The following is a 23,088-nucleotide window of genomic DNA, read 5'->3' on the forward strand; positions in this document are numbered from 1 at the left end:
AGCAGTGTATTCTTAACATCTAATAATTTCAAAGTGTTCTTTAAACTTAGGCTCTTCAGCTGCTACTAATGATGGTACTGAAATAAAAAGTTTATTTTTAGCACGACTGATAGCAACGTAATTTATACGATGCTCTTCTTTTATCGTTAACTGTGGATTTGTTATAAACTCAAGATCATTTTCGCTTTTAAGGAACAATACAACATTATCAAACTCATCTCCTTTTGATTTGTGAATTGTTTTATTTAAACTCATATCATCTGGGATATTTACGCATACGCTAAGTTGATTATATATATGCGTATCATATAAATCTTTGGCTTTTCCTTTCCCTAATTTCGCAATTTTAAGTCCTGAATGCTTTCTCAAAACATCAATAAAGTAACTTAAGCTTTTTTCTTTAAAATCATCATATTCATTTAGAATATTGGATAAGTAAGCCAAAGAAAAATTTAATGGAAAGCTATTTAAAGGAAAAATTTTGGACAACTCTTTGAAGGAGTCTTTAAATTTTTTCTCTCTAGCGAATTCAATAGCCTTTACACTACAAATCAGAATTCTTCTTCTTTCTGAATTACTATCATCCTCTAGACTATCTAATAAATTATGTACTATCGAAGTACTATCAAGTTCAATTTTAAGCGCATTGGACTCAACATTTAAGCGTGAAAGACTACAAAAATCTCGAATACCATAATTATCTCTGATAACTTTTATTACTTGATTTTGGTTACCAACAACTAAATAAGGAGAATCACCATCTATTTGTCTAAATGGAATTTGAGTAATATCAGTTCTGACTCGATTTAAAACATTAACAATCTTAGTTGTACTACGATTATTTTGACTTATCTCATATTTTTTAATACCAGATAAACTAAAAGTATTGAATTGATCTTGTACAGCACCTTGAAATTCGTAAATAGATTGAGCAGCATCACCTATAACTCCAATAATAGTCTCTGATTCTGCAATTTTTTTGATAATTGCCAGTTGAATAGGATTGCAATCTTGAAATTCATCAATGAAAAAATATGGAAATTTAGCTCTAAGCACTTCTAAAATATATGGGAATTTCTCAATCAACTTATAACTAAAAAACAAAACATCATCATGATGAATTTTACCAGTACTCCAGTGTTGCTTACGATACTCAATATAACTATTTTTTTTAATGGACAAATGAGTAATTTTACCCAAATAAGGTTTATTAACAGGAAGGCGTAAATTTATTTCACCATTTTCTTGTAACTGCCATTGAACAGAGTCCAAAGCATCTATTAACTTTTTTCGCTCCTTAGTAAAATATTTTTGACCTGTTAATTCTAACCAATTATTTATTTTACTGTATGAATGATTTAAATCATCATGACCATCTAATTTAGAATAATTTAACCCATACTCATTAGCTATTAAAAAAATGTATGGTTTAACTATATGACGATAAAGAAAGCTATGAATTGTTGAAACATCAACTTGAGTTGCTGATGTACCTAACCTAGTCGAAATAGTTTCAACTGCAATATTAGTATAAGTAATACATGCAATTTTTCGTATTTTATTAAGTCTACTTGAGTTATGAAGCACATGCTTAATATGTCCAACTAACCAATGTGTTTTACCTGCTCCAGGGCCTGCACTCACTTTAAAATGGTGTTCAATATCCTCAAGCTTTTTATTTGAATCTATCTGTATTATTGACATAAAAATTCAATTGCCTCCTTAATATAAGCAGGGACAATAAAATCTTCAAAATCAGCTGTGCCTTTTTTTTCCAAATTTTCTTCTAATATTCGTGCTAATTCTAAAGCATTCTCACCTTTTCCTACAGAATTCAGATAACGTGAAGCTATGATAGCTTGGATTTTATTATCATTTGTCCATTCGGGTTTTGTATTAGCTTGGATACTTTCAATAATGCGCTTATTTTCATCATTTTTAACTTTCAAAAGAGCAATAATGTCGTCAAGAGACTTATCTTCTTTATGTGCTACCATCAATTTTTTAATTTCACCCTGATTTGACATAAAATCCGTCACTAAAAATTCTGCCGTAGGATTTGCTCTTAATATCTCGTATTCCAATGTTTTTCCTAAAATATCATCTGGGCTAAAGAAGGAAATATTAGGATGTGCACTGTAATCACTAGGACACGTATTTTGTTTGTATTCAAATTCAAGTAAATTTAATCCAAACTCAAATGGATAACATTTTTGATAATTTAACTTTTCATCTGACGAATCATCAGAAGCTGTAGAAGCTGTAGAAGCTGTAGAAGCTGTAGAAGCTGTAGAAGCTGTAGAAGCTGTAGGTTTTATTTTTTTACGCTCAGGGTCAATATCTGTAATACATGCGATTCTCTTATAGATTGTATTTGATTTATTACTATCAAATAAATGGAGAAAATGAGTAAAGTATCTTCCACCAACATTAACTACAGCAACATGATGATCTTCTAATGATTTACCAAGATATCTAGCAAAGATAGACATTAATAACTGCTCAGCAATACCTTCTACAAACAAAATCTTCTGAGCAAATAAAATGTCTGATTTCGTAGCATCTAGAAACCTTTGTATATATCTCTTACTCTTTCCATCACTAGGGAAAACCTTATCGGGATAGCTAACTTTTGTATCTTCTGCGTGCTTATACAAACAAATAATTTCTGAAAGTGAAACTGCAGATGTGATATGGGTAGAATGTGAGGTTACAAAAATTTGTCGTACTTTTCCTTCTTTTTTATTTTTCTTTAAAAATTGTAGAAACTTATATTGCATTGCTGGATGAAGATGGGCCTCAGGTTCTTCAATAACTAATGTCGAAAATACTTTTGCATTATCGCCCATATACTTTCCGTCAGCATTAACTTGCATTTTTGCAAGCAATAAAGACATAAAAATTAAATTGTTATAACCTAGCCCGTTGTGTGATGCTGGTATCTTAATCCCTGTTTCATATTCAATTATTAATCTTAAAAATGAAAACATTTCGACATCTGAAATATTACCTTCAAAATTAGGTATTGCCTTATTAAATGAAGCCCCTGTTCCATCAGCATAGGATAATATTTGTTTTTTCCCTAATTTCATTCGCTCATGAATAGACTCTATTACAGGTTCTATTTGTGTTAAAAAATTCTTTTTCCTCGTTTTTATTTCAATTATTTTGTCTTCTTCTTGGATCGAATCACATTTAATGTCATAGTCCATGAAGAAATCAAATACATTTTTTAATAATGTATTTTTCCCAGTCAGCATGTCTCTTTCAACATCTCTGATGGCATCTAAAAATTGAAAATCAAATTTATTGAGTGATTCCCCATCTGCTACAGTACGATTGGCAATTTCACCACCATAAATTTTATAAGAATAAAGTCGTATAAACTCATTTCTAATTGTTCTCCATGCAGTATTTCGACAATTTTTATCAGTTTCATCAATTTCTGACATGGCTACAATATATTTAGATAATTCCTTTTCTGGAAGAAAAAACTCATAAGTCAATTTAGCCTCAAAATCAGATTCTAGCTTAGTTAACCAATTCGCAACCATAGCTAAATCATCTGGTAAAGAATCACATCCTTTTTTTAAAGTGACTTGAATACTTATCTTAGGAGGGCATATCTTTAACTCTGAAAATTCAACATTTTTATTAAAATCATCTACATCTAAGCGTTTATTTTTATCAGGATTGATAACTAATGAAAGGGCGGTCAATAAATTAGTTTTTCCAGCATTATTATGACCAATTATTACATTTACCCCCTCATTAAAATTTATTGTTTGATGCTTAAAATTTCGAAAATTCTCGATCTCAATAGTCGATATAAACATTCGTCCCCCACATAAAAATATTATTAAATACAATTACAACCATATAAAACAGCATCTTATAATGCTGTTTTATATAACACCCTTAAATTAGGCTAATAAGATTTGGTTCATTTGCTCTTCCAAACTACGTCCAACTTCATCCTGATTTTTTGCCATTAAGAATAATCGTTTACCATCACTATTTTTAGCCCACTGCTTACCAATAGCATTCTTGATTCGAGCATCATCAGCAGTATCTAAATGTCCGCCTTTATACTCCAGAACAAAGATTGAACCATCAACTAACTCTGCAACGAAATCAGGGTAAAAGTAATCTTTCTCTGTTGGTAACCAGAACGAAGTATGTGGTTGCTTAGGAATATTACGTACCCAATATTTTACTTTAGGATGCATATCCAAGAGCTGAGCACATTTAAACTCTTCAGAAATCCTTCCTGATTCAGTCTTTTCTTTTAAATCATCAATCTGAGCATAGAAATGTTTTTTAAACTTATAGCTACCACGATAAGGCTTTCTAACTGGGTAGATTCCACGCTTAAACTCAAAACTATTTTCTAGTTTTGATTCTTCTGCCACTTTCAACTCTGCAAATAAATCACTTTGAAATGCTTGTTTACGAGCAAGTTCAAATAGTCGGTCAAGCTCACGAGAAACCGCCAGTGACAATTGGAATTGAGCACGATGTAGTTGCGTCAGTGTAAATCTACGCTCATTCAACAAGTGACTAATGAGCTTGGTTAAATATGCTCTTAGCTGAATTTGCGTTAATCCTGCCCTTCTTGTTTTTCGATCTAACCAATTCAACAAATCATTTTCGGTGATTGGTGTTGGCATATCGTCAAATTGAATCTGTTGGCTATTGAGTAATTCATAACTCAATTGCTCTTCTTCAAGATTTAGATCAATTGCAAAGCTATTCACAGTTTCACGTATGTTAAAACCTTCTAATTGAACTGGATAATCCAAAAGATTCCATTCAACCGAATCTTCTATTGTTTCTTTGTCTGCAACTTGCCATTCACCATCAACGAATAAGCCTAATTGCGGAATAAGCGTAAATGTGGCATTCCAATTTTCAGGTGCTTGATGTGCTTGTCGCTCAGCACGAGCTTCTTTGAAAACTTCTTGTATTTGAGTCTTTTGTTTCGGCGTCGCTTTTTCAATTACAACTTGTTCAATTTGATCAAACTCTTCGTCAGTTGTCCCTTTATTAATAATTAAGGACGTACCTTGGCTATTTTCTCTCGTTTGAATCGCTGGTTGTAAATTAGTAGGAATAAGTTCAGGTGTAACAACAAATGGAATAGAGACCATGACTTCAGGAGTCTTTGGTTGAGTAGTCCCTTGACCTGTAGTTCCTAAATCCAGTTCAGGTTGTGGATTTGCCACAATCGAGGCTTCCGCTTCCCATTTATCAAAGCCCATATTTTGCACCATACGGTCTTTAAGAAGCATGGTGGCTTGAGCAATGGAACTTGAGACAATGTGTGCATATGCTTTATTGAGTTCATCATTCTGACGTAGTTTTGCATACGGCATACGTAAGACACGACCTAACAACTGCTCTACATCAGTTGCAGAATTGATATTTTGCAAACTCGCAAGTACATAGGCAAATGAGCAATCCCAACCTTCTTTCAGTGCTTCGACTGTAATCACAATTTTGACTTTACTTTGAGGGCTAAAGAGATTTTCATCTTCTAGCTCTTTGGTTTGCCCTGTAGAAATCGCAATCCAGTCTTCAGTGATATTTTCATACTCATCTAGTAAGTGTTGCTTTACAGCATCTACATTCGCTTCACCATTTTTATCTTGGGCTTGGATCAATAAAATTGGGCGAATATATTCTTTTTCACTTTGTGCAAGCACTTCTAATTTTTGTCGTTGAATCAGCGCATCACGAATACAATCTTGCCAACTATGTGGATGTTCAGTTAATACGACTGGCAGCTTAATCATTTCTGCCACTTTCAATTGTGCAGCAGAAACTGAGTAAAGAACATTATTGTCTTTTGGTGTTGCTGTCAGCTCTACTAAGCAACTTGGATTGAGACGCTTCAATGTTGGGAAGAATGTTTTTCCACCACGGTTTTTATGCGCTTCATCCACAACAATAATTGGTCTATGCAAGTTAAAGAAATTGACTAATGAATGCTTCACACGACCAATATCTTTTTCAGTTAGGAATGGTTGATACTGCAAAGTATCAGCCGTTACTTTATCCATACTTTCGGCTTGTTGTGGAGTCAATTGAGTAAAGTGTTCACTCAAGGATTCATCAAAAGCATAGGCATTGCGCTGATAGGTCTTTTCTTTATCAATATTGAAGATTTGAATAGTGGTCACAATGACAATACACGATTGCCCAACATCATGCTTGTTTAGTGATTGAAGCCCTTCAATGTCACATATTTTAATGCGATCGCCATAATAGCTTTGTAAGGCTTGTCTATAGGGGTGATTTACATTAGCAAGTGCAGCGAGTGTTTGTTGTCGAATCATATCTGTTGGTACAAGCCACAATACAATAGGACTCTCAGTATTCACATAACTCTGTGCTACTTTAGGAATACTATGCGCTGCAAGCAGCGTCTTACCGCCACCTGTAGGTACACGTAGGCATACGCTTGGTATTCCCCCCAATCGGTCGTTATAAGCAATATTTTCGCCTACGCAGCGTTTAAATGCTTTCTCCGCCCCTAATGATGCTGCCAAAGTAAAGAATTGCTCTAATGCTTTTAAAGAATCTATTTGATACTGTTTTAATTTAAGTGACATACGCAATCCTTACTGAGCTTGGTTGCCATAAAGCGAATATGGAATTTGTTTAAACTCAATGTCTAGAGCTTCAAGTCGGGCATCTCCAAGACGTGATGCTTCGCCTATAACTACTCGTTTACCTTCATGTGCATGACATTCATTTAAGTAATTTAAAATAGATAGTGTTAAGACATTACCGCTATTCGGACGTCTATCACCTAAAATGCCGTTATAGAGAAGATAGTAAGCAACACCGTCATGTGTGCCTAAATATGGATTATCAAAGCTCTCCGTTTGATTTAGAGCTGTTTTCGTTTCAAGCCACCAAACATAGCTTGCAAGGTCTTTAAATTTCACATCGGCATTTAAAAATCCTTGATCATCAAATACAGGACTACCTAAGCTTAAGAAGCTAAAACCGCCACCACCTTTCCAATTTACAGATTTAGAAATGCCTCCTTCTTCACCGCCAATAACATTTCTAAGACGTGGGATTACATGTGTATTTGCTTGTGGCCCCATTTCAATACCTATATATCGGCGCCCCATTTTGTGAGCAACAGCAGTAGTTGTTCCTGAGCCCAAAAAGCTATCTAAAACTAGATCATTTTGCTGTGTACAGAGCTCTAAGACTCGCTGTATCAACGCTTCTGGCTTTTTTCCATTCGGAAATCTTACCCCTCCCTCTTTTGTTAAATTATTAAGAGGAAAACCGTCCCAATACGTTCCAAGTTTAGATAATTTGACTAATCTATTACCTTTTTTATAGGCTATATCACTTAACCATGCTATTTGGTCACAATTTCTACCTTTATAATAAACAGTCGTCATATTCCCTTTAGATCTACCAGATTTAGGTACATACTCAATACTAACTAGATCTTGTTCTACTTCTAAAGACTCCATAACCCTTGTTCTAATTGAACTCTGCGCATTCGTATCTCGAAAAACTTTCTCAAAATACTTAATGTATACTTGCTGTTCAGAAATACCTTCTCTCGCAGCTATTACACTAATAGGAGTAAAGATTGGATTAACGTGTTGAAAAACTTTTATTTCATCTCCTTTACCATCATATATTGTCTTATAGAATGATTTTTCACCTGTACTTTCCAGAACCCTGGTGTATTTCCAACTTTTTCCTGATTCCTTCATTTCTTCGATAAAATCGAATAAATTTTCCTCTTCCAGGATTTCATTAAACTTACTAAAAAAGTTTTTATCTTTTGAGTATATTAGTAAATACTCAATATTTTTCTTGAGTCGCTTATCTTCTCCACCACCTGAAGCTCCAGCAGTTTGTTTCATTTTCAAACTAACTTCATTAATAAAATTACTTCTTCCAAAAATTTCATCACATAAAACTTTCATGTAATGCACTTGGTGATCACTTAAAATAACGCAAAAAATGCCTTTATTTTCTAATAATTCTCTTAGCAAAACTATGCGTGGATACATCATTGACAACCACTGAGCATGCTCTAGATTATCGTCATAATGTTCAAAAGCCTGTTCTGTATTGTATGGTTATATTTACTTAAAAAAATATTTAAACACCTAAGACATTGTTTAAAATGAAAATAAAAATTATAAATTTACAATTAATTTATTTTTCGTAAATTTAACTATAAATACCGCAAAAAATCGTTCATAAATTTACACTTTAAGCCGTCGAAGATAAATTAAAAAAATTAATGTGGGTGAAATAATAAAATTATTTCTTATTCCGTAAGCGTCCGCTGAACCCCATACCTATTTTTTAATTTTGATCGGGTTGCCACTGGTGTGGCAGTAATTCTTCTAGTTGGGTCACTTTATGTGTCGGTAACCTTTTCAGCACATCACTTAAATAGGCATACGGATCCAGTCCATTCAGCTTTGCTGACTGGATTAAAGTCATGATATTCGCCGCTCGCTGACCACTGCGCAGTGAGCCAGCAAACAGCCAGTTCTTGCGTCCTAAGGCCCAAGGTCGCATCTGATTCTCGACCCAATTGTTGCAAATTGGTAGATTGCCATCATCCAGATAGCGGCTTAAAGCTGGCCAACGCTTCAGAGTGTAATTGATGGCCTTGGCGGTGGGAGAACTCGATGGCACCGTCAGATAATGTTGGTTGAGCCATTCATACAGTTGTTGCATCACCGGTTGGCTATGCTGTTGCCGGTATTCGCGGCGATGTTCTGCTGTACCATCGGTCTTTTTCCTGAGTTCGGCTTCTATCGCATACAGTTTCTGAATCAGCACTAAGGCCTGTTCAGCAACCTGACTTTTCCCAGTTACATGCAGTTCATGGAATTTACGACGTGCATGGGCCATGCAGCCTACCTCAATGACCTGGCCTGATTTAAAGCGTGCTTTATAACCACTGTAATCATCACAGACCAGATGACCCTGCCAGGTTTTCAGGAACTCTTCAGCATGCTGACCAGAACGGCTATCCTGAAAGTCATAGATCACCGCCTGAACTGGATTGTACTGTGTGGTGGCATAGGCCCAGACATAACCTTTCTTCGGTTTTTTATCATTCTCACCCATCCGCATGATGGTGACTGGTGTTTCATCTGCATGCAGCACCTGCTGTTGCAGCACTACCTCTTTTAAGGCATTGGCCAGAGGTTCCAGTTCCACCCCGCAGCGGCCAATCCAGTCAGATAACGTTGATCTGGAAAGATCAATACCCGCCCGCTGATAGATCAGGCGCTGACGGTACAGGGGTAAATGATCAGCGTATTTGGAAACCAGCACATGGCTAAGCAGTTCAGGTGAAGCAATGCCTTTATCAATCACATAGGCAGGCATCGCTTGCTGAGTCAGGGTGTCGCACTGATCACAGACCCATTTGCCACGCACATGCTGTTCCTTATAGAACTGTGCCGGTCTGAAATTCAGTTTTTCACTAATATCTTCGCCGATACGACGTAACTGGCAGCCACAACTGCATTGGGTTGATGCAGGTTCATGCTCAATACGGATGGTGTGCAGATGATCTGGCAGTGGTCGACGTTTAGGTTTATTGGTTTTGGCTTTGTGTGTCACTGCATCGGTTTTATCTGCATTTAGCCGTTCCAGTTCTAGATCAACCGCGGCAATATCTTCTTCAACCGCTTCATCCCACAGGTGGATTTGTTTTGCAGTGAGATGTTCGTTTTTACTGCCGAATTTGTGCTGTTTAAATAGTACGAGTTCATGCTCGTATTTTTGATTGAGAATAGAAAGATGTTGAACTTTAGAATCTAATTGCTGATTGGTGACTTCAAGATGTTGAACTCTGGCATCTAATTGCTGGTTTGATTTTTCTAATTCTTGATTTGATTGTGCCAGAGACTGATGCTGCATCGCCAACTGCCTGGTGAATTCCAGCAGTTGTTCATGGGTCAGTTGGCTTAAGTCAGGCAGCGTATTCATGACCGCAGTATGCCTGAGGTCATGAGAAGAATGAAATAGAACGTTTGGAGAATAGTAGAATGGAACAGCCTGGTTTAAAGCATCGTCACCACCTGCTGTCGTCCAATGCGCTGCCAGGGCAAACCTTGGATCAGTGCCTGTAACTGTTCCGGGCTGAGGGCCACGGTTTCACCTTGGTGAACTTGAGCCCAGTGAAATTTGCCCTCTTCCAGCCGCCGGGCACACAGCCAGATGCCCAGTCCATCATGTACCAGTACTTTCATACGATGACCACGTTTATTACAGAACAGGTAGGCGCAATGCGGTTTGATCGAGCCAAAGGCTTTCATGATCTGCGCCATAGCCGTATCCATACCCGCACGCATGTCCATGGGCTGGGTAGAGAGCCAGATTTCATCGATACGGATCATTTGATCAAGCCCTGAAGTAAAAGCAGCAACTCCTTGGCCGATTCCACTGGCCATTCGATTTCGATCACCTGATCTCTTGCAGAACATTGTTTCTGATGCAGTGGAATTCTGATATGAGCGACAGCATTCTTCTCCGGCACAGATGGCGGAGGTGTGTCTTGTTTGGCTGGAGTCGGGTGAAGCATGACCGGAAGAAAGTCAGTCTGTGGACTAGATGGGGTTGTTAATGCAGGGGGTATTGATCTGGATTGACGAATCCATTTATGCAACAGATTGGCATTGATCTGATGTTGCATTGCGACCTTGGCCACTGATGTATCTGGCTGCTGGCATTGCTGAATAAGTTGATGTTTAAATTCAGCCGTGAAGGTTCGACGAGGCTTTTTTAGCGTTGGTGTGCTGTCTATAACTGTCTTTAAATCCATAAATAGGTGTCCACTTAAAATTTAGTGGACACTATCGCGGTATTAATGAGTTAGAAAAAGTGGGGCTCAGCGGACGCTTACCTTATTCCAACTGAACCACCTGTTCCTTATGAGCCAACAGAGATTAAAATAATAAATAGAGCCTATGAATAGATACCACCTTAATTATTAGTTAGAAGATACTTAAAGTTTTCATAAATTTGAGCAGCAGCTTCATTTGAATTACTCCTCCATAAGTCCGCAAGTTCATTAATAACTGGTTGAACCTGACCTGGCAATAAAGGAGTACCTGTTTTCACAATGAATGGACCATCGGTTTCCGTAAGGATCAGATTTTTTGGTATATGCTGAACTAACTGTCGTCCTTTTTCTGTTTTTAACATTCGCTCATTTATTGAAAACCAACATCCAGCTTTCAAAGCCTCTCTTAACTCAGAAAGATTGCCTGTAAACCAATGGAGCACTGGTATACCGTTATCAAAATTTTCATTTAAGAGTTCTATAACAGGTTTTATTGCTCTAAGACTGTGTATTGTTAAAATTTTAGCTGATCCGCTATTAGTTTTTTTTAATATATGTGAAAAAACCTTTTTTTGTATTTCCGCATGTTTTCGGAAGTTGGGTGAACCATCTAGTCCGATTTCACCAATGTATCTAGTTTGATCAACTAATGAATCAAATAGCCCAAGTTCGTCATAACGTTCATGAGCTATTTGAGGATGTAAACCCAATGCTGTTTTGATTCTTGAACCATGACGAGTTAATTTATCTGTCCCAAACCACGCTTTAGGTGTTGTTGTTACAGATAATATATAACTTTTAGAATCTCCACATGCTTTCGCTACTGCATGTGGATCATCATATAAATCTAAATGGCAATGGAAATCAATGTAAGGGTAAATCAAATATTAACACCTAAAGATTGTGACTTTAAATAGTCTTCGACTTCTTTAAATCCTCGAACCACTGTATCTAAAATTTGATTTCTGATATGTAAATCAGTAGGCAATGCTCCTGACTTAGAGATCCAAATATTAGGGTTTCTTGCCTTTTTCAATTTTCTAATAGCTAGAATCATTGACATAAGATCATCACGATTATCTGGATCTTTTATTACTAAATCCAAGTGTTTATAAACGTAATCTACTGTTTGATCAGGTATAGCTGCTGAATTGAACGAGGCTCTTCTTATTATACATGGAACACACTTGCCGCACTGAATTCCTGTTCTTTTCCACTTACCACAAGACACCGTATCTTTGGCAATCTGCTTCAAAACTATCTTATTTGAACAGTTTTGCATCATCTCACCTTTAGTCATAAACTGGTAAGGATTTTCTAAAAACACTGGTAAATGAACTCGCTTAAACAATTCGTTTAAGAGGTTCATATAATGAGGATGAGTTGTTCTAGTGCTCAAAGAACCAATTCGGCGAGGAGTAAGAGGTGGATTAATAGAGATCAAACCATTTTCTGGCACATATAAGGTCGTTACTTTACCTGCTTGATGATGTTGGCTGATTGCGGTACTGATTAATGCGCCGAAAGCTATAAAATTAAAACTTCTTGTCCTCATTTGTACGTCAGTTGGAATATCACCAGCCTTTCTTGGATATGCAATAACTTGAAATTTCGAATTTTTCAAACCCAATAAATTATATAGATTATCTTGTTTAGATTTATCTCTAGCATAAGCATGACTGATTAACACAGGGTTAATATTTTTCGAGGTTAAATCAATAATGCCAATAGCACTATCTAATCCACCTGAAAAAAGACATGCAGAGTCATGCCCAGCTAGAGGTATTTTACGACCACGTTTGATCTTATCTGGCCAAACAAAACTTCCTGTCCTAAATTGAAAATGCCACAAGTCTCCACTCAAAAAGTGCATAATTTCTTTCAATAATTCAATTTGTGGAAGCCATAGATTTGGATTGATAAGTGGAATTGAAAGCTTAAATTCTCGACACCATCCATCTTCAGCTTGTTTGTTTCTCTCAACAAATGTATCAGCTGCAGTAATGGCCATAGCTATAGTCAAAAAATCTAATGCAGTTTCATCTAAATCCTCTTTGATCCTTTTTATTTCATTCAATAAAGGGCGACCAATACTTGCATATTGACCATTTTGTGCTGGGGAACCATATAGATGAACAGGAATCAAACTATCTGATAAAGGAGGTAACTGAGTGTTATCTGTATCAAAATAGAGCTCAATCATTTAAGTTATCCTCCCATTCACTCCAAATATCTTGGATCGCATTTTTTTGTATTGTTTCAATATCTTGTTTGTTAAGTGTATTGATGTTTTCTAAATGTATTCCAAAATTCAAATCAACTGATGTTTTAATTAATTCCAATAGGCTTGATTCAATCATTTCTACTTTTTCTGGTGTATCAGCTTTATCTAATGCTGTTTTCGAATCTAGAATAATTTGTTCAAAAATACATTGGGTGAGATAATTAATCATCATATCTACAATAATATCATCGGTAATTTTTGAAAAATCGAAAGTCGAGAATCCATCTAAAGCCTCTGCTAGAGCTTCATTCATTGCAGCTCTAATACGCTCTGAGTCTCCGTTAATATCGATAATAGAATCAATGATTTGATCAATTACGACATCTACAGGTTGCCCTTGTAAATCAGAAAGATTTAGAAACTTAGTATCTGAACCTGATTGCAAAGACTTTAAGGTATCAAATAAACTACCGCCGGCTCCCACCATAGAGCTAAATCGTCTAGCTCCATTAGATTTACCACCAGTAGCACTCTTTGCATAATGACCAAGAGCTTTTTTTAGACTATTTGTATTTCCCCCGCTAGCTGAAGCGGCTTGTCCTAAGGCAGCTCGAAATCCTCTGAAACGTTGTTCTAATTGATTGTTACCTGGACCTTGACCATCATTATCAGCCCATGAAGGCACTAATGGTGATTTACTACCTGGCCCTTTACTTGAGGTAGATGTTCCCATAATTTATATCCCCCTTAATTTTTTGGAAACCATTTTTCTTTACTTATCAATAGGCTAAACCATGGAGTTTTTTCCACCATGACCGTGTTCATGAAATGTATAAACTGAGGTCTAGTATCTTCTAGTTCTCTAGCTAATAAAAATGCGCCTATGAAGCCATTTGGTTTTGCCCCCCAATGAGTATGTTTATTTAATTCATCTAATATTAGATTCATAACTAATGACTCTTCACCTACAGGAATATTCCCAATAGCTTGAATTGCTGCTTTGGAAGAAGAATTCGTAACTTTCAATAAAGTTTTTAATGCAGCTTCACCATCACTAGATAAGCCTTTTGTTATAGTTCTTAAAGGTACAGTCTCTTTGCTCAAATATACTAAAGGTCTAAGGTTTACACCTTTTAGCTTTGGTTCTAGGCTAAACCAACTAAATAAGAAATCATGATGTTCTTCCCATTCCTTCGGTAACTTACTTTTAAATGTATCTATATCATTTGTTAATTCTTCTAATTCTTCTAATATTTTAGGTTTACCATCTGATGAACTGTTAATTGTATTGTATAAAAGAGAGACACTTTTTGAATTACAACATCTTTCGAATAAAGCCATTTTGGTGATTAACCCAATATCGTTAGGCATTTTTCTAGCGCTAGCAATCATTTGACGCATACTAATGACATTAAGCATTCTTTTTACAATTCGTGGATTACCCTCAATGTATTTATTCTCAGCTAGAAGATGTGCTATACGATCAGAGACATAAAAGTTGTTAGAGAGATTAAGTGTATCAACTGCCTGTTCATCTAATAAGGCAAGGGCATCTTTAACCTTAATTGGATCATCTTTCCAAGAAAGCCTCAGATTTGATTCCAATCCATTTCGAAGATTTTCTAGTTTAGCTGTTTCTGTTGCATAGTTTTCATGGATAGATGCATACAATAAGAATAAATAAGCTCGCACTTCTCTTGTACTAATACGAGGTACTTTTACAGGAAACTGAATAAGTTTATCTAGATAGTCGGTTATATGTCTTTCATCTATCCCATTAAAATGATCTTTGACAGCAAATCTCACCATTTCTTCGTCAGCAGCTATAACAAAAGCTGTATTCTTCATGAATAGAAATAGTCTTAAAGATTCAAGAGTCTCAATTGTCTGCTTTGGAAGACATCGATCTAAATTGTCAACAAAAACAATAACTTTTTTGTTTAAAGATGCCAATAAATCTTCAAATTCATTTTTTAAAGCTGTAATCTCTTTTGGTGCTGAACTTTTTTCCTCATTAAGAATATCTTTTAAGCTTTCTTTTCCTTTATTAATAGCTTCAGTGACGTGTTGTGCATCTTCATCCCCAGCACTGCCATTGATTCCATTGCCAATAGAATCAATGGCTTTTGAGAGTAGACCAAATGTAGGAACGCCAAAAGCAAGAGCTGTGCCCTCAGCAGCCCAACCTAAAGCTCGCAATTTATTAATTCTTTTTCCAATACTTAAGGCTTTTTCATATAATTTTTCATCTTGTTTAACTAATTTAGAAATTTCAGTATTGATGACCTCTAATAGTGAAGCCCTAGCATCATCAAAACCCTGATATAACCAAGCATCAAATCTAATAATTACATAGTCATCATGATTTTCAATATGTTCTAGATTGTTTTCAATTAGATTTAAGATCGTAGATTTACCAGTTCCCCATGACCCAAATACGCCTATTGAGATAGGCAACATTTGAGGATTTTGAAGAACATTGATAATAATTTCTGATGCTTCAGAATAGTTTAAAAAGTCTATCTTAGATTCTATATCGGACCACATAAAAATTACCGAAAATTTATATTTTTCGAAAATTTACTTTATTTTTGTGGATTTAGATACTGTTAACTAGAGATTAAATAAAATTTAGATGTTTTTGACGTCTTAGCAATCAATATTTTTATTTAGGAAGTAAGTCTCTAACATGAACTTCTAATGTGTTTGCAATTTCATATAATTTTTCGACAGAAAGATGATCCTAGACAGTATCGTGGACAACAAATCCCTCTAAATTCTTAAAATATTTCTTCTCAAAGGCTTACTTGGACATCTTTCAAATTGATTGCTCAGAATTCAAGTATGACTCATTTACTTTCTAAGTTCTTCGTGAATTTTTTTCCAATGATTTGATAGCTGCTTCTTAACAGATAGATCATTCATTACTTCCGATGCTCTATATGTATAAGTTATGAAATTACGTTGTTTACGCGCTAAATGGCTATACATTCGATAGATTTTTCTACGATAAGTTTTTGAGCTATTTCTTCGAGCTTTATTTTTTGATGCTCTAATTTTGGAGATTAAACGTCGATAATAATTTGATAGGCTAGATGACCTGATCAAAATTTCTTGACCATTATATATAAAGCCAAGATATTGTAGAGGCTTGTCCACTTTAGTATCTATGTCAACGGCTTTCAGCTTACCTAAAATACAAGTAAATTTTATTTTTTCAACCTTACTTGGATTTATCTTTAACTCTTTTCCTCCATGATTAAGCAATAACTCTTCAAGAGTTTTATAAACATCGCTCATTTGAATGTTCTGGGGGAAAACTATAATAATATCATCGCAATAGCGTCTATATATTCCACCCAAATTATTTGCTAACTCACAACAATATTTGTCAAAGTCCAACATATAAATGTTTGAAAGTATGGCAGACATAGGAGAACCTTGAGGAATTCCATATCTTTTCCCATCGATTTTATTTGGTTTCTGGATTAGGTGTCTAATAACACCATCAGCATCAGTAACTTGTTTTTTTCGAATGCTTCGAAAATCACCTAGGGCTTGGTAAGGCTTGCTAGTTTTTTTTCTCAAAGGATTTGGAGTTTTTTCATCTTTCTCTTTTCTTTTTGACTTATCAGGCCATCCTAAAGCGACCAGAGATTCCTCTATATCTAAAAATGAGTAATTAGTTAAAGATTTAAAAACAATATAATGATCTTTAGATAAGCAAGGTACGCCAGTAACACGCTGCCATTGTTCTTTCAGTATTCCATGATCTAAAGTATCAAAAAAGCTTGATAGATCAATTGTGAGTACATTACATTCCTTTATTTGACTGATCCAATCAAAAATCTCTTTAGCAAATTCAATGTTTGATTTACCCAATGAGCGATAGGCTAATACTGAGTTTTGTAGAGGAGTATCTTTTATGAAATTTTCATATTTTTCAGTGAGAAGATATGAATAATAGGCATAAATATAACCGTCTTGGTTAGCTGCATATCTTAAAGGTCGTTTTTTAGCAGCTCTACGACTTAAACCATTATGACTTTTAATTTTTCGTGTACGTTGTTCAAATCCGATAAAAGGTAAAAACCAATGTTTAACCACATTATCTGGCTGAGAAACAAGAGAATAAGCGTGTAGAGCATCAAGTGGTGTATCAAAATGAATTCTTGATTTAGGGATTTTTTTATTCTGAACTCTTAGAATATGTTTTTTATCATAGATTTCACTTTTATATTTTTCAAAATTCAATGCTAATCCCTATTTAGCAGATCCGTAAGGGCTTGTGTCGCGTCCCACGTTACGCCCTTACGGAGTCTTTAAACTTTGATCTGAAAATGTTCTTACTTCTTCAAATCCAGCACTAATTTTACCGAAAAACATCTTCGGATAACGCATTAACTTAATATGCTATACTATTGGAGCTAGTATGATGAACAACTGTGTAATGATACTATTGGAACAACTAACAACCTTGATGGTTCAGTTCTTTATTACAATATTTCTCAATAAACTGCTGGACAGTTCAAACTGCATCCCTCTGCGAGCTGGATAATCCACTCCAAAGGCATAGTGAATTTACACAAAAAAATCATTAAAATCAATATATAGTTTTATCAATATCTTTTGAGAATACCACTATCTCAACTCAATCTCTTTCTTAAACTTATTGTATTGATAACTCATGATCTGCCCATTTACTAATAACTCAACGGCTTGTTGAATTACTTCTAAAGGTGCAATAAACCACTCTTTCGGTTGATGATTTTTACCATCTTTATCTGCCACTAATAGATCAAGGCAAGATTCACCAAAAAAGGCATGTAGGTAATATTCAAATTTTTGAGGATTAATATTGAAAGCTTGATATTCAGCAATGACTTCAACATCAGCCATCAAATAAGTAGGCTCTTTTTTTGCATTCGCAATACGTTTTTCAACAGTTGTCGTGGCGAAACCAATTTTGTAAAGATGATCGTATGATTGGATACGTGGATCTGTACTTTTAGATTTCAGAATATAAATATAACCTGTCGATGTATCATCTTCAGTGATACCGCCAAAATTAGTATAAAAGTTAGAGTTTTCTTGTTCGTTGGTCTCTGAAACAATACGCCCATCTTTATACAAGACTTTAGCCAATGAGCGGTACAACATAGTTGATTCAGTGCCATTCTCAAAGATAGTACGAGTACGCCCATCTTTACGAAAACGTTTACCATCAACTGTTTTCGCTTCGGAAGTAAAATTAATATCTGCTAAATAAGCTAATAAGCCGTTTAAAACATAGTAATTACCTTCAACCAGTTGATAACCCTTATCATTAAAGGGTAAGAGCTTACGTTTCCCTTCTCGAAGCTCTCTGTGAACATTTTTAAATAAATGCTCAAACTGATCAAAGTCCTTACAACGTTTACGTTTAGCAACTTCATCTGCTGCTGCACGTTGGACAGGCACATGCTTAATTTTAAAGATGTCACCATCTTTATCATCATCAAGCAAACCTAGATCATCATCGTTAAAAATATCTTCAAGTGATTTAATATCTGACATATCTTTAATCCTGATGTTGTGGCAGCAAATTATGTTCATCATAATCTGCTAAAGCCATGTATTGCTCTGGATTGGTTTGAATTGCTTCTAAACGGCTCGCAAGCATAAACTCAGAAATGTTTTTCATATCCTTAGCAGGTACACGCCCATGCTGTGTCACAAAATTATTAATTTCATTAAATTTAGAGACCAATTGTTCATCAGCCGTTAGACCAGACGTCTTTTTCTTTACGTTTAAAAGACCTAAGTCATCATCAGCAATCATATCTTGAAGCCAGCTAAAATCTTCCACGTATTACACTCCAGCTCTTCTACGTTGCTCACGAATATAGATTAGGCATTCAGCTAATCGTTTTTCAATTAAGTTGTTTGATTCTAGGCTAGGCTCACGACCAAACTGAACTTTGAAGGCTTTTAACTTAGGCCATAGCTCAATGGCTTCTTCTTGAGTCATACTAATCTTAGTTGCTTCAATTGCTTCCTTAATTAATTTTAGTACATTGACTGTGACTTCTTTTGATAGGATTTCAAAAGCTTTTTGGAATGGATTCACAGATTGAATTAAATCAATATTCAGGTCTTCGATATTGATAAATTTATCCGCCATACGAATAAATTTTTTATCACCAACTTCTTTGACTTCTGCTGTGCTAATCACTGAGTCAACGACTAAATATTGACTCACTTCTTCAAGTTCAGCTTTCGTTAAGTCAGGATATTTTGTTTGGATAATCTTAGGGATAAGGACTTTATTCACCACTTCAGGCTCAACCTTACCTGCTGAACCTGCAATCACTTTAGCATCTTGAAGAATCGCTGCTTTTAGGTCCACAAGATCATTTTCAATAATTGCCTTTGTTTTTGCTGTACTTGGTTCTTTAAAGCCTTTGATTGTGAGCGTACCTGGTGGAACAATATCTCCATCATCACGTTTGGTTTTAAACTTGAAGTTTGGTGCGAGTATTTGTTCCATCAACAAAGATGCAGTGATAGCTTTAAGCATATTGTTTACTGCAAACTTTACCTCGGTGTCTTGTGCATCGGGTTGAGCAATAAGATTGGTAAATTGCGCATGTGATTTGTTTGAACTATCTCGTGTACAACGTCCCACAATTTGCACAATTTCAGTTAAAGAGCCACGATAACCGATCGTTAAAGCATGTTCACAGAATTGCCAGTCAAAACCTTCTTTCGCCATACCTAGGGCGATGATTAGATCGAGATCATCTACAGTTTTAATATTACGTAGATATTCAACGACTTTATCACGACCATCTTCTTCAACGAGGTCTGCTACTTTTAAAATCTTACCATCTGGGCGTTTAACGGTAATAATGCCCGTATTAGGATCTTTAGCGACAAACTCACCAATGATTTCTAGGATCGCATCCACTTCATCATATTTATCTTTGGTTGATTCACCTGAATTCACATTTGGAATATGAATAATAGTTTTTTTATCGGTATCCAAAACTTCTGCAATTGCGATAACACCTTCATCATCTTCTGCAAAGTAACGTCCTTTATAGAAGTGATAACCAATGCCTAATGACTTTAAATAGCTATAGCCATTAAGTTGCTCGTAATAGTTAAAAGAAACTTTATCAAACTTCGCTTCATCTTCAGGCGTAAGTACAGGAACGCTATCGCCACGGAAGTATGAACCTGTCATCGCAACAATATGAGCCGAGGTATTGTCCATTAAAGATTTAAGAACAGTACCTAGAATATTGTCAGCATCGGCTGAAACATGATGAAATTCATCAATTGCCACTAATGTATTATCAAATACATGATCTTCAAGCTCTTCAAAGGCAAATCTTAGTGTTGCATGAGTACATACTAAAATTTGATCTGTACCTTCCATAAAGCGTTTAAAGGCTTTTACTTTGCTTTTATCACCACCAGCAGTACATAAATTGTTTTCAGGTTTGATATTCCAATCTGCAAAAAAACCACTTTCGCTCAGCTTTGTGCTAGCAAATGAACCGCCAATTGAGCGTTCAGGTACAGCTACAATAACTTTGCTCAACCCTTGGTTGTGTATCTTGTCTAAACCCAAAAACATTAATGCACGAGATTTACCTGATGCAGGAGGGGCTTTTAAAAGCAAATACTGACTATTACGAGATTCGAAGGCACGAGCTTGCATAGCTCGCATCCCCATATTATTTATTGAAGTACTTTCACCTGTTTGAGAGTACTCAATATCTACAATATTAATAGTCATATCAATCCTTTACTGCTTTATTATATAATTGAAACAAAACTTTTAGTCTTTCACTATCATCAATGAATGAAGTTTTACTAAAAATAGAATCCACTGCACAATCCAGTTGTTGATGTTTTTCTCGTAGACTAATTGGCATATCCTCAGAATATAAGTCACCAAGATTTTTATTAGGGTATTTTTCTCTTTCTTCAATAACCTCTAGACTCAGGATTCTTATTTTCTCCTTCAAATCGTTGGAAATTTTAGACGGAAGTGGAAAGGTATTATAACAAATCTTAGATGAATACCTGATTCCATTGCCGAAACGCCCAGAAACAGCAGCAGCCCAAACCATATGCATTTTCGATGATAATAATCCAAAGTAGAAAATATCTGGACTGGCAACAACATTGAGTAAATCACTAGATATAATAGATTTATCGAAGTATGCTACTGGAAAATACTCTATTTCAGCAGGTGATACCTTTGGGATAACTATATAGTCACTATCTGGAAAGTTTTCCACGTGAAATTTTTTAGGTGTCTCAGCTAAACGAATTGTTGGTGCACTTGAACTCGCTAAACGAAAATCCCTAACCTTTTGTATACGTTCTATAGTCTTAGGCATCTTATTAAGCATGTCTACAGAGATGTCTTTTACAAGTAAACAATATCTAGGATTCCCATTCTTTAATTCTTGTGTTCCATACCATAGTCTAAAGTAAGCTTCAGATGCAGGCTCCTCTCTAATAAATGCATTTTTTTCTTCTAGGGAAAAAAGATAATTACCATCATCAATAGGCTTATTACCTATTCCCATTGCGGGTAAATTTTTTGATAATGGTTTTGATCGACTCTTTACAAAATTGATTGCAGAATCAGTTAAATATGGGTTTATTCGATGTACTGTCTGCCACAGATTTTCTCTTAATATTTTTTTATCATTACTGTAATTCTTTGAAATACCGATAATTACGCAATAAACACCAGCCTGTTTCTTTGCATTATTACTCCATTTAAATGAAGGAATAGCAAAAAATATTTCTGAATCTTCTAAAAGAGTTGGCCATAAACTACTTATCTGTTCCCCTTGGCAAATTGAACTAGTAGAAACAAAGGAGAATCTCTGAGAATCTCTAATATATCTGCATGCCTTATAAAACCATCCAGAAATATAATCAACACTGGCATATGGTATATTAGTATTGCTAAAAAGTTGCTTTAACTCTGCTTTTTGTTTTTCCGTTTGCTTTCTAGCTCCATAGTATGGGGGATTTCCTAAAATATAGATTTCTTCGCCATTATTTTTTAAAACTTTATTCCAATCATATGCCAAGGCATTAGCACATATAATAGTCCCTGAAGATTTCAAAGGTAATAAAGGAATTAATTCTCCAAACTCATCTTTAAACATTATATTCATCTGATGTTCAGCTAACCATAATGATAAAATCGCTATTTCATGAGCAAAATCATCAATTTCTATCCCATAAAATTGAGAAACTTGAATTACTGAAAATGGTTTTGAAAGCTGACCTGTTTTATCAAGTTCAAGCTCTTGAATACGTTTTAAAAGCTCCATTTCAAACTTACGAAGCTCTTTATAAGCAATAATAAGAAAGTTTCCTGAACCACATGCAGGGTCAAAAATTTTCAAATGCCCTAAACGCTGCTGTAGCTGCAATAATTTATTTATGCTGTTCTGATTTTTTTCTAGTTCTTCGTAAAGATCATTCAAAAATAAAGGTTCAATAACCTTCATAATATTTGGAACAGACGTATAGTGCTGTCCCATATTGCTACGTTGTTCTGTATGAACTACTGCTTGGAACATTGATCCAAAAATATCAGGGTTAATATCAGACCAATCTAATTCAGCGCCACACTCAATTAAAATCCTACGTGATTTACGAGTAAATTTTGGAACTTGAATATCATCTTTAAACAAACCACCATTTACATAAGGAAAATCTGCTAAGTAGTCAGGTAAATCTGTTTCACGATCTTCACGGGACTGGTTTAAGACTTTAAATAATCGACTAATTAGAGAAGATAAATCTGAACCATCTTCATTACTGTTCCTTAAAATGTATTCAAACATACTCAAGGACTAATTCGCACTCTGTTAATGTCTTGTTGCCAAGCGTGTAACTAGAGCCTGAGTCGGTCAGTTCCGACTTGTAGCGGTCAGTCCGTTCTTGCAATATACGCTTTACAGTTTTGTAAGGCGTATAACGA

Annotated in this window: 15 protein-coding genes and 1 pseudogene; all 16 read right to left on the reverse strand. The window is 35.3% G+C overall.

The window, feature by feature from the left end; genetic code table 11:
• Window positions 1-12 precede the first annotated feature (12 nt).
• On the reverse strand, window positions 13-1,704 hold the full coding sequence (locus FTT63_RS02320; protein ID WP_180191959.1) for a UvrD-helicase domain-containing protein: 1,692 nt from the start codon (window positions 1,702-1,704) through the stop codon (window positions 13-15).
• Entirely contained in the window at window positions 1,695-3,836 is a 2,142-nt protein-coding gene (locus FTT63_RS02325; protein WP_180191960.1) for an ATP-dependent endonuclease, read from the reverse strand. Before FTT63_RS02325 ends, FTT63_RS02320 begins: the two co-directional genes overlap by 10 nt.
• An 87-nt stretch (window positions 3,837-3,923) precedes the next feature.
• Window positions 3,924-6,614: a DEAD/DEAH box helicase gene (locus FTT63_RS02330; RefSeq protein WP_180191961.1), complete on the reverse strand. Its 2,691-nt coding sequence runs from the start codon at window positions 6,612-6,614 to the stop codon at window positions 3,924-3,926.
• Between the two features lie 9 nt (window positions 6,615-6,623).
• Window positions 6,624-8,111, reverse strand: a pseudogene (locus tag FTT63_RS15695) (DNA methyltransferase); the annotation flags it as partial.
• Between the two features lie 244 nt (window positions 8,112-8,355).
• Window positions 8,356-10,002 carry an IS66 family transposase gene (locus FTT63_RS02345; RefSeq protein ID WP_180191962.1) on the reverse strand — a complete coding sequence of 549 codons (1,647 nt, stop codon included), beginning with the start codon at window positions 10,000-10,002 and terminating at the stop codon, window positions 8,356-8,358.
• A 74-nt stretch (window positions 10,003-10,076) separates the two neighbouring features.
• A complete protein-coding gene (tnpB, locus tag FTT63_RS02350) occupies window positions 10,077-10,412 on the reverse strand; it encodes an IS66 family insertion sequence element accessory protein TnpB (protein WP_180191963.1) in 336 nt (111 codons plus the stop codon).
• Window positions 10,409-10,837 carry a transposase gene (locus FTT63_RS02355; protein ID WP_004814651.1) on the reverse strand — a complete coding sequence of 143 codons (429 nt, stop codon included), beginning with the start codon at window positions 10,835-10,837 and terminating at the stop codon, window positions 10,409-10,411. Before FTT63_RS02355 ends, tnpB begins: the two co-directional genes overlap by 4 nt.
• Before the next feature lie 161 nt (window positions 10,838-10,998).
• Window positions 10,999-11,742: a Qat anti-phage system TatD family nuclease QatD gene (qatD, locus tag FTT63_RS02360; RefSeq protein ID WP_004739688.1), complete on the reverse strand. Its 744-nt coding sequence runs from the start codon at window positions 11,740-11,742 to the stop codon at window positions 10,999-11,001.
• Window positions 11,739-13,061: a Qat anti-phage system QueC-like protein QatC gene (gene qatC / locus FTT63_RS02365; RefSeq protein ID WP_129716980.1), complete on the reverse strand. Its 1,323-nt coding sequence runs from the start codon at window positions 13,059-13,061 to the stop codon at window positions 11,739-11,741. Before qatC ends, qatD begins: the two co-directional genes overlap by 4 nt.
• Window positions 13,054-13,815 (reverse strand): hypothetical protein, encoded by a 762-nt coding sequence (locus FTT63_RS02370; RefSeq protein ID WP_129716982.1) that lies wholly within the window; start codon window positions 13,813-13,815, stop codon window positions 13,054-13,056. The genes qatC and FTT63_RS02370 overlap by 8 nt, the downstream gene beginning before the upstream one ends.
• A 14-nt stretch (window positions 13,816-13,829) precedes the next feature.
• The gene (locus tag FTT63_RS02375; RefSeq protein WP_004739691.1) at window positions 13,830-15,629 is read right to left on the reverse strand and encodes a P-loop NTPase fold protein; all 1,800 of its coding nucleotides are present in this window, start codon (window positions 15,627-15,629) and stop codon (window positions 13,830-13,832) included.
• Window positions 15,630-15,935: 306 nt separating this feature from the next.
• Window positions 15,936-17,336: an antiviral reverse transcriptase Drt2 gene (gene drt2 / locus FTT63_RS02380; RefSeq protein ID WP_180191964.1), complete on the reverse strand. Its 1,401-nt coding sequence runs from the start codon at window positions 17,334-17,336 to the stop codon at window positions 15,936-15,938.
• Between the two features lie 387 nt (window positions 17,337-17,723).
• Window positions 17,724-18,638: a GIY-YIG nuclease family protein gene (locus FTT63_RS02385; RefSeq protein WP_068911693.1), complete on the reverse strand. Its 915-nt coding sequence runs from the start codon at window positions 18,636-18,638 to the stop codon at window positions 17,724-17,726.
• Window positions 18,639-18,642: 4 nt separating this feature from the next.
• On the reverse strand, window positions 18,643-18,930 hold the full coding sequence (locus tag FTT63_RS02390) for a hypothetical protein (RefSeq protein WP_020752787.1): 288 nt from the start codon (window positions 18,928-18,930) through the stop codon (window positions 18,643-18,645).
• Window positions 18,931-18,933: 3 nt separating this feature from the next.
• Window positions 18,934-20,868 carry a DEAD/DEAH box helicase gene (locus tag FTT63_RS02395; RefSeq protein WP_171457277.1) on the reverse strand — a complete coding sequence of 645 codons (1,935 nt, stop codon included), beginning with the start codon at window positions 20,866-20,868 and terminating at the stop codon, window positions 18,934-18,936.
• Window position 20,869: 1 nt separating this feature from the next.
• On the reverse strand, window positions 20,870-22,951 hold the full coding sequence (locus tag FTT63_RS02400; RefSeq protein WP_180191965.1) for a DNA methyltransferase: 2,082 nt from the start codon (window positions 22,949-22,951) through the stop codon (window positions 20,870-20,872).
• Window positions 22,952-23,088 lie beyond the last annotated feature (137 nt).

The sequence above is a fragment of the Acinetobacter sp. C15 genome, from assembly GCF_013420645.1.
In the GTDB taxonomy this organism is placed as follows: Bacteria; Pseudomonadota; Gammaproteobacteria; order Pseudomonadales; family Moraxellaceae; genus Acinetobacter; species Acinetobacter indicus.

Excerpts from the sequence above, each read along its gene's own strand:
- FTT63_RS02320 (WP_180191959.1), bottom strand. The coding sequence starts at position 1,704 with ATGTCAATAATACAGATAGATTCAAATAAAAAGCTTGAGGATATTGAA.
- FTT63_RS02325 (WP_180191960.1), bottom strand. The coding sequence starts at position 3,836 with ATGTTTATATCGACTATTGAGATCGAGAATTTTCGAAATTTTAAGCAT.
- FTT63_RS02330 (WP_180191961.1), bottom strand. The coding sequence starts at position 6,614 with ATGTCACTTAAATTAAAACAGTATCAAATAGATTCTTTAAAAGCATTA.
- FTT63_RS02345 (WP_180191962.1), bottom strand. The coding sequence starts at position 10,002 with ATGAATACGCTGCCTGACTTAAGCCAACTGACCCATGAACAACTGCTG.
- tnpB (WP_180191963.1), bottom strand. The coding sequence starts at position 10,412 with ATGATCCGTATCGATGAAATCTGGCTCTCTACCCAGCCCATGGACATG.
- FTT63_RS02355 (WP_004814651.1), bottom strand. The coding sequence starts at position 10,837 with ATGGATTTAAAGACAGTTATAGACAGCACACCAACGCTAAAAAAGCCT.
- qatC (WP_129716980.1), bottom strand. The coding sequence starts at position 13,061 with ATGATTGAGCTCTATTTTGATACAGATAACACTCAGTTACCTCCTTTA.
- FTT63_RS02370 (WP_129716982.1), bottom strand. The coding sequence starts at position 13,815 with ATGGGAACATCTACCTCAAGTAAAGGGCCAGGTAGTAAATCACCATTA.
- FTT63_RS02375 (WP_004739691.1), bottom strand. The coding sequence starts at position 15,629 with ATGTGGTCCGATATAGAATCTAAGATAGACTTTTTAAACTATTCTGAA.
- FTT63_RS02385 (WP_068911693.1), bottom strand. The coding sequence starts at position 18,638 with ATGTCAGATATTAAATCACTTGAAGATATTTTTAACGATGATGATCTA.
- FTT63_RS02395 (WP_171457277.1), bottom strand. The coding sequence starts at position 20,868 with ATGACTATTAATATTGTAGATATTGAGTACTCTCAAACAGGTGAAAGT.
- FTT63_RS02400 (WP_180191965.1), bottom strand. The coding sequence starts at position 22,951 with ATGTTTGAATACATTTTAAGGAACAGTAATGAAGATGGTTCAGATTTA.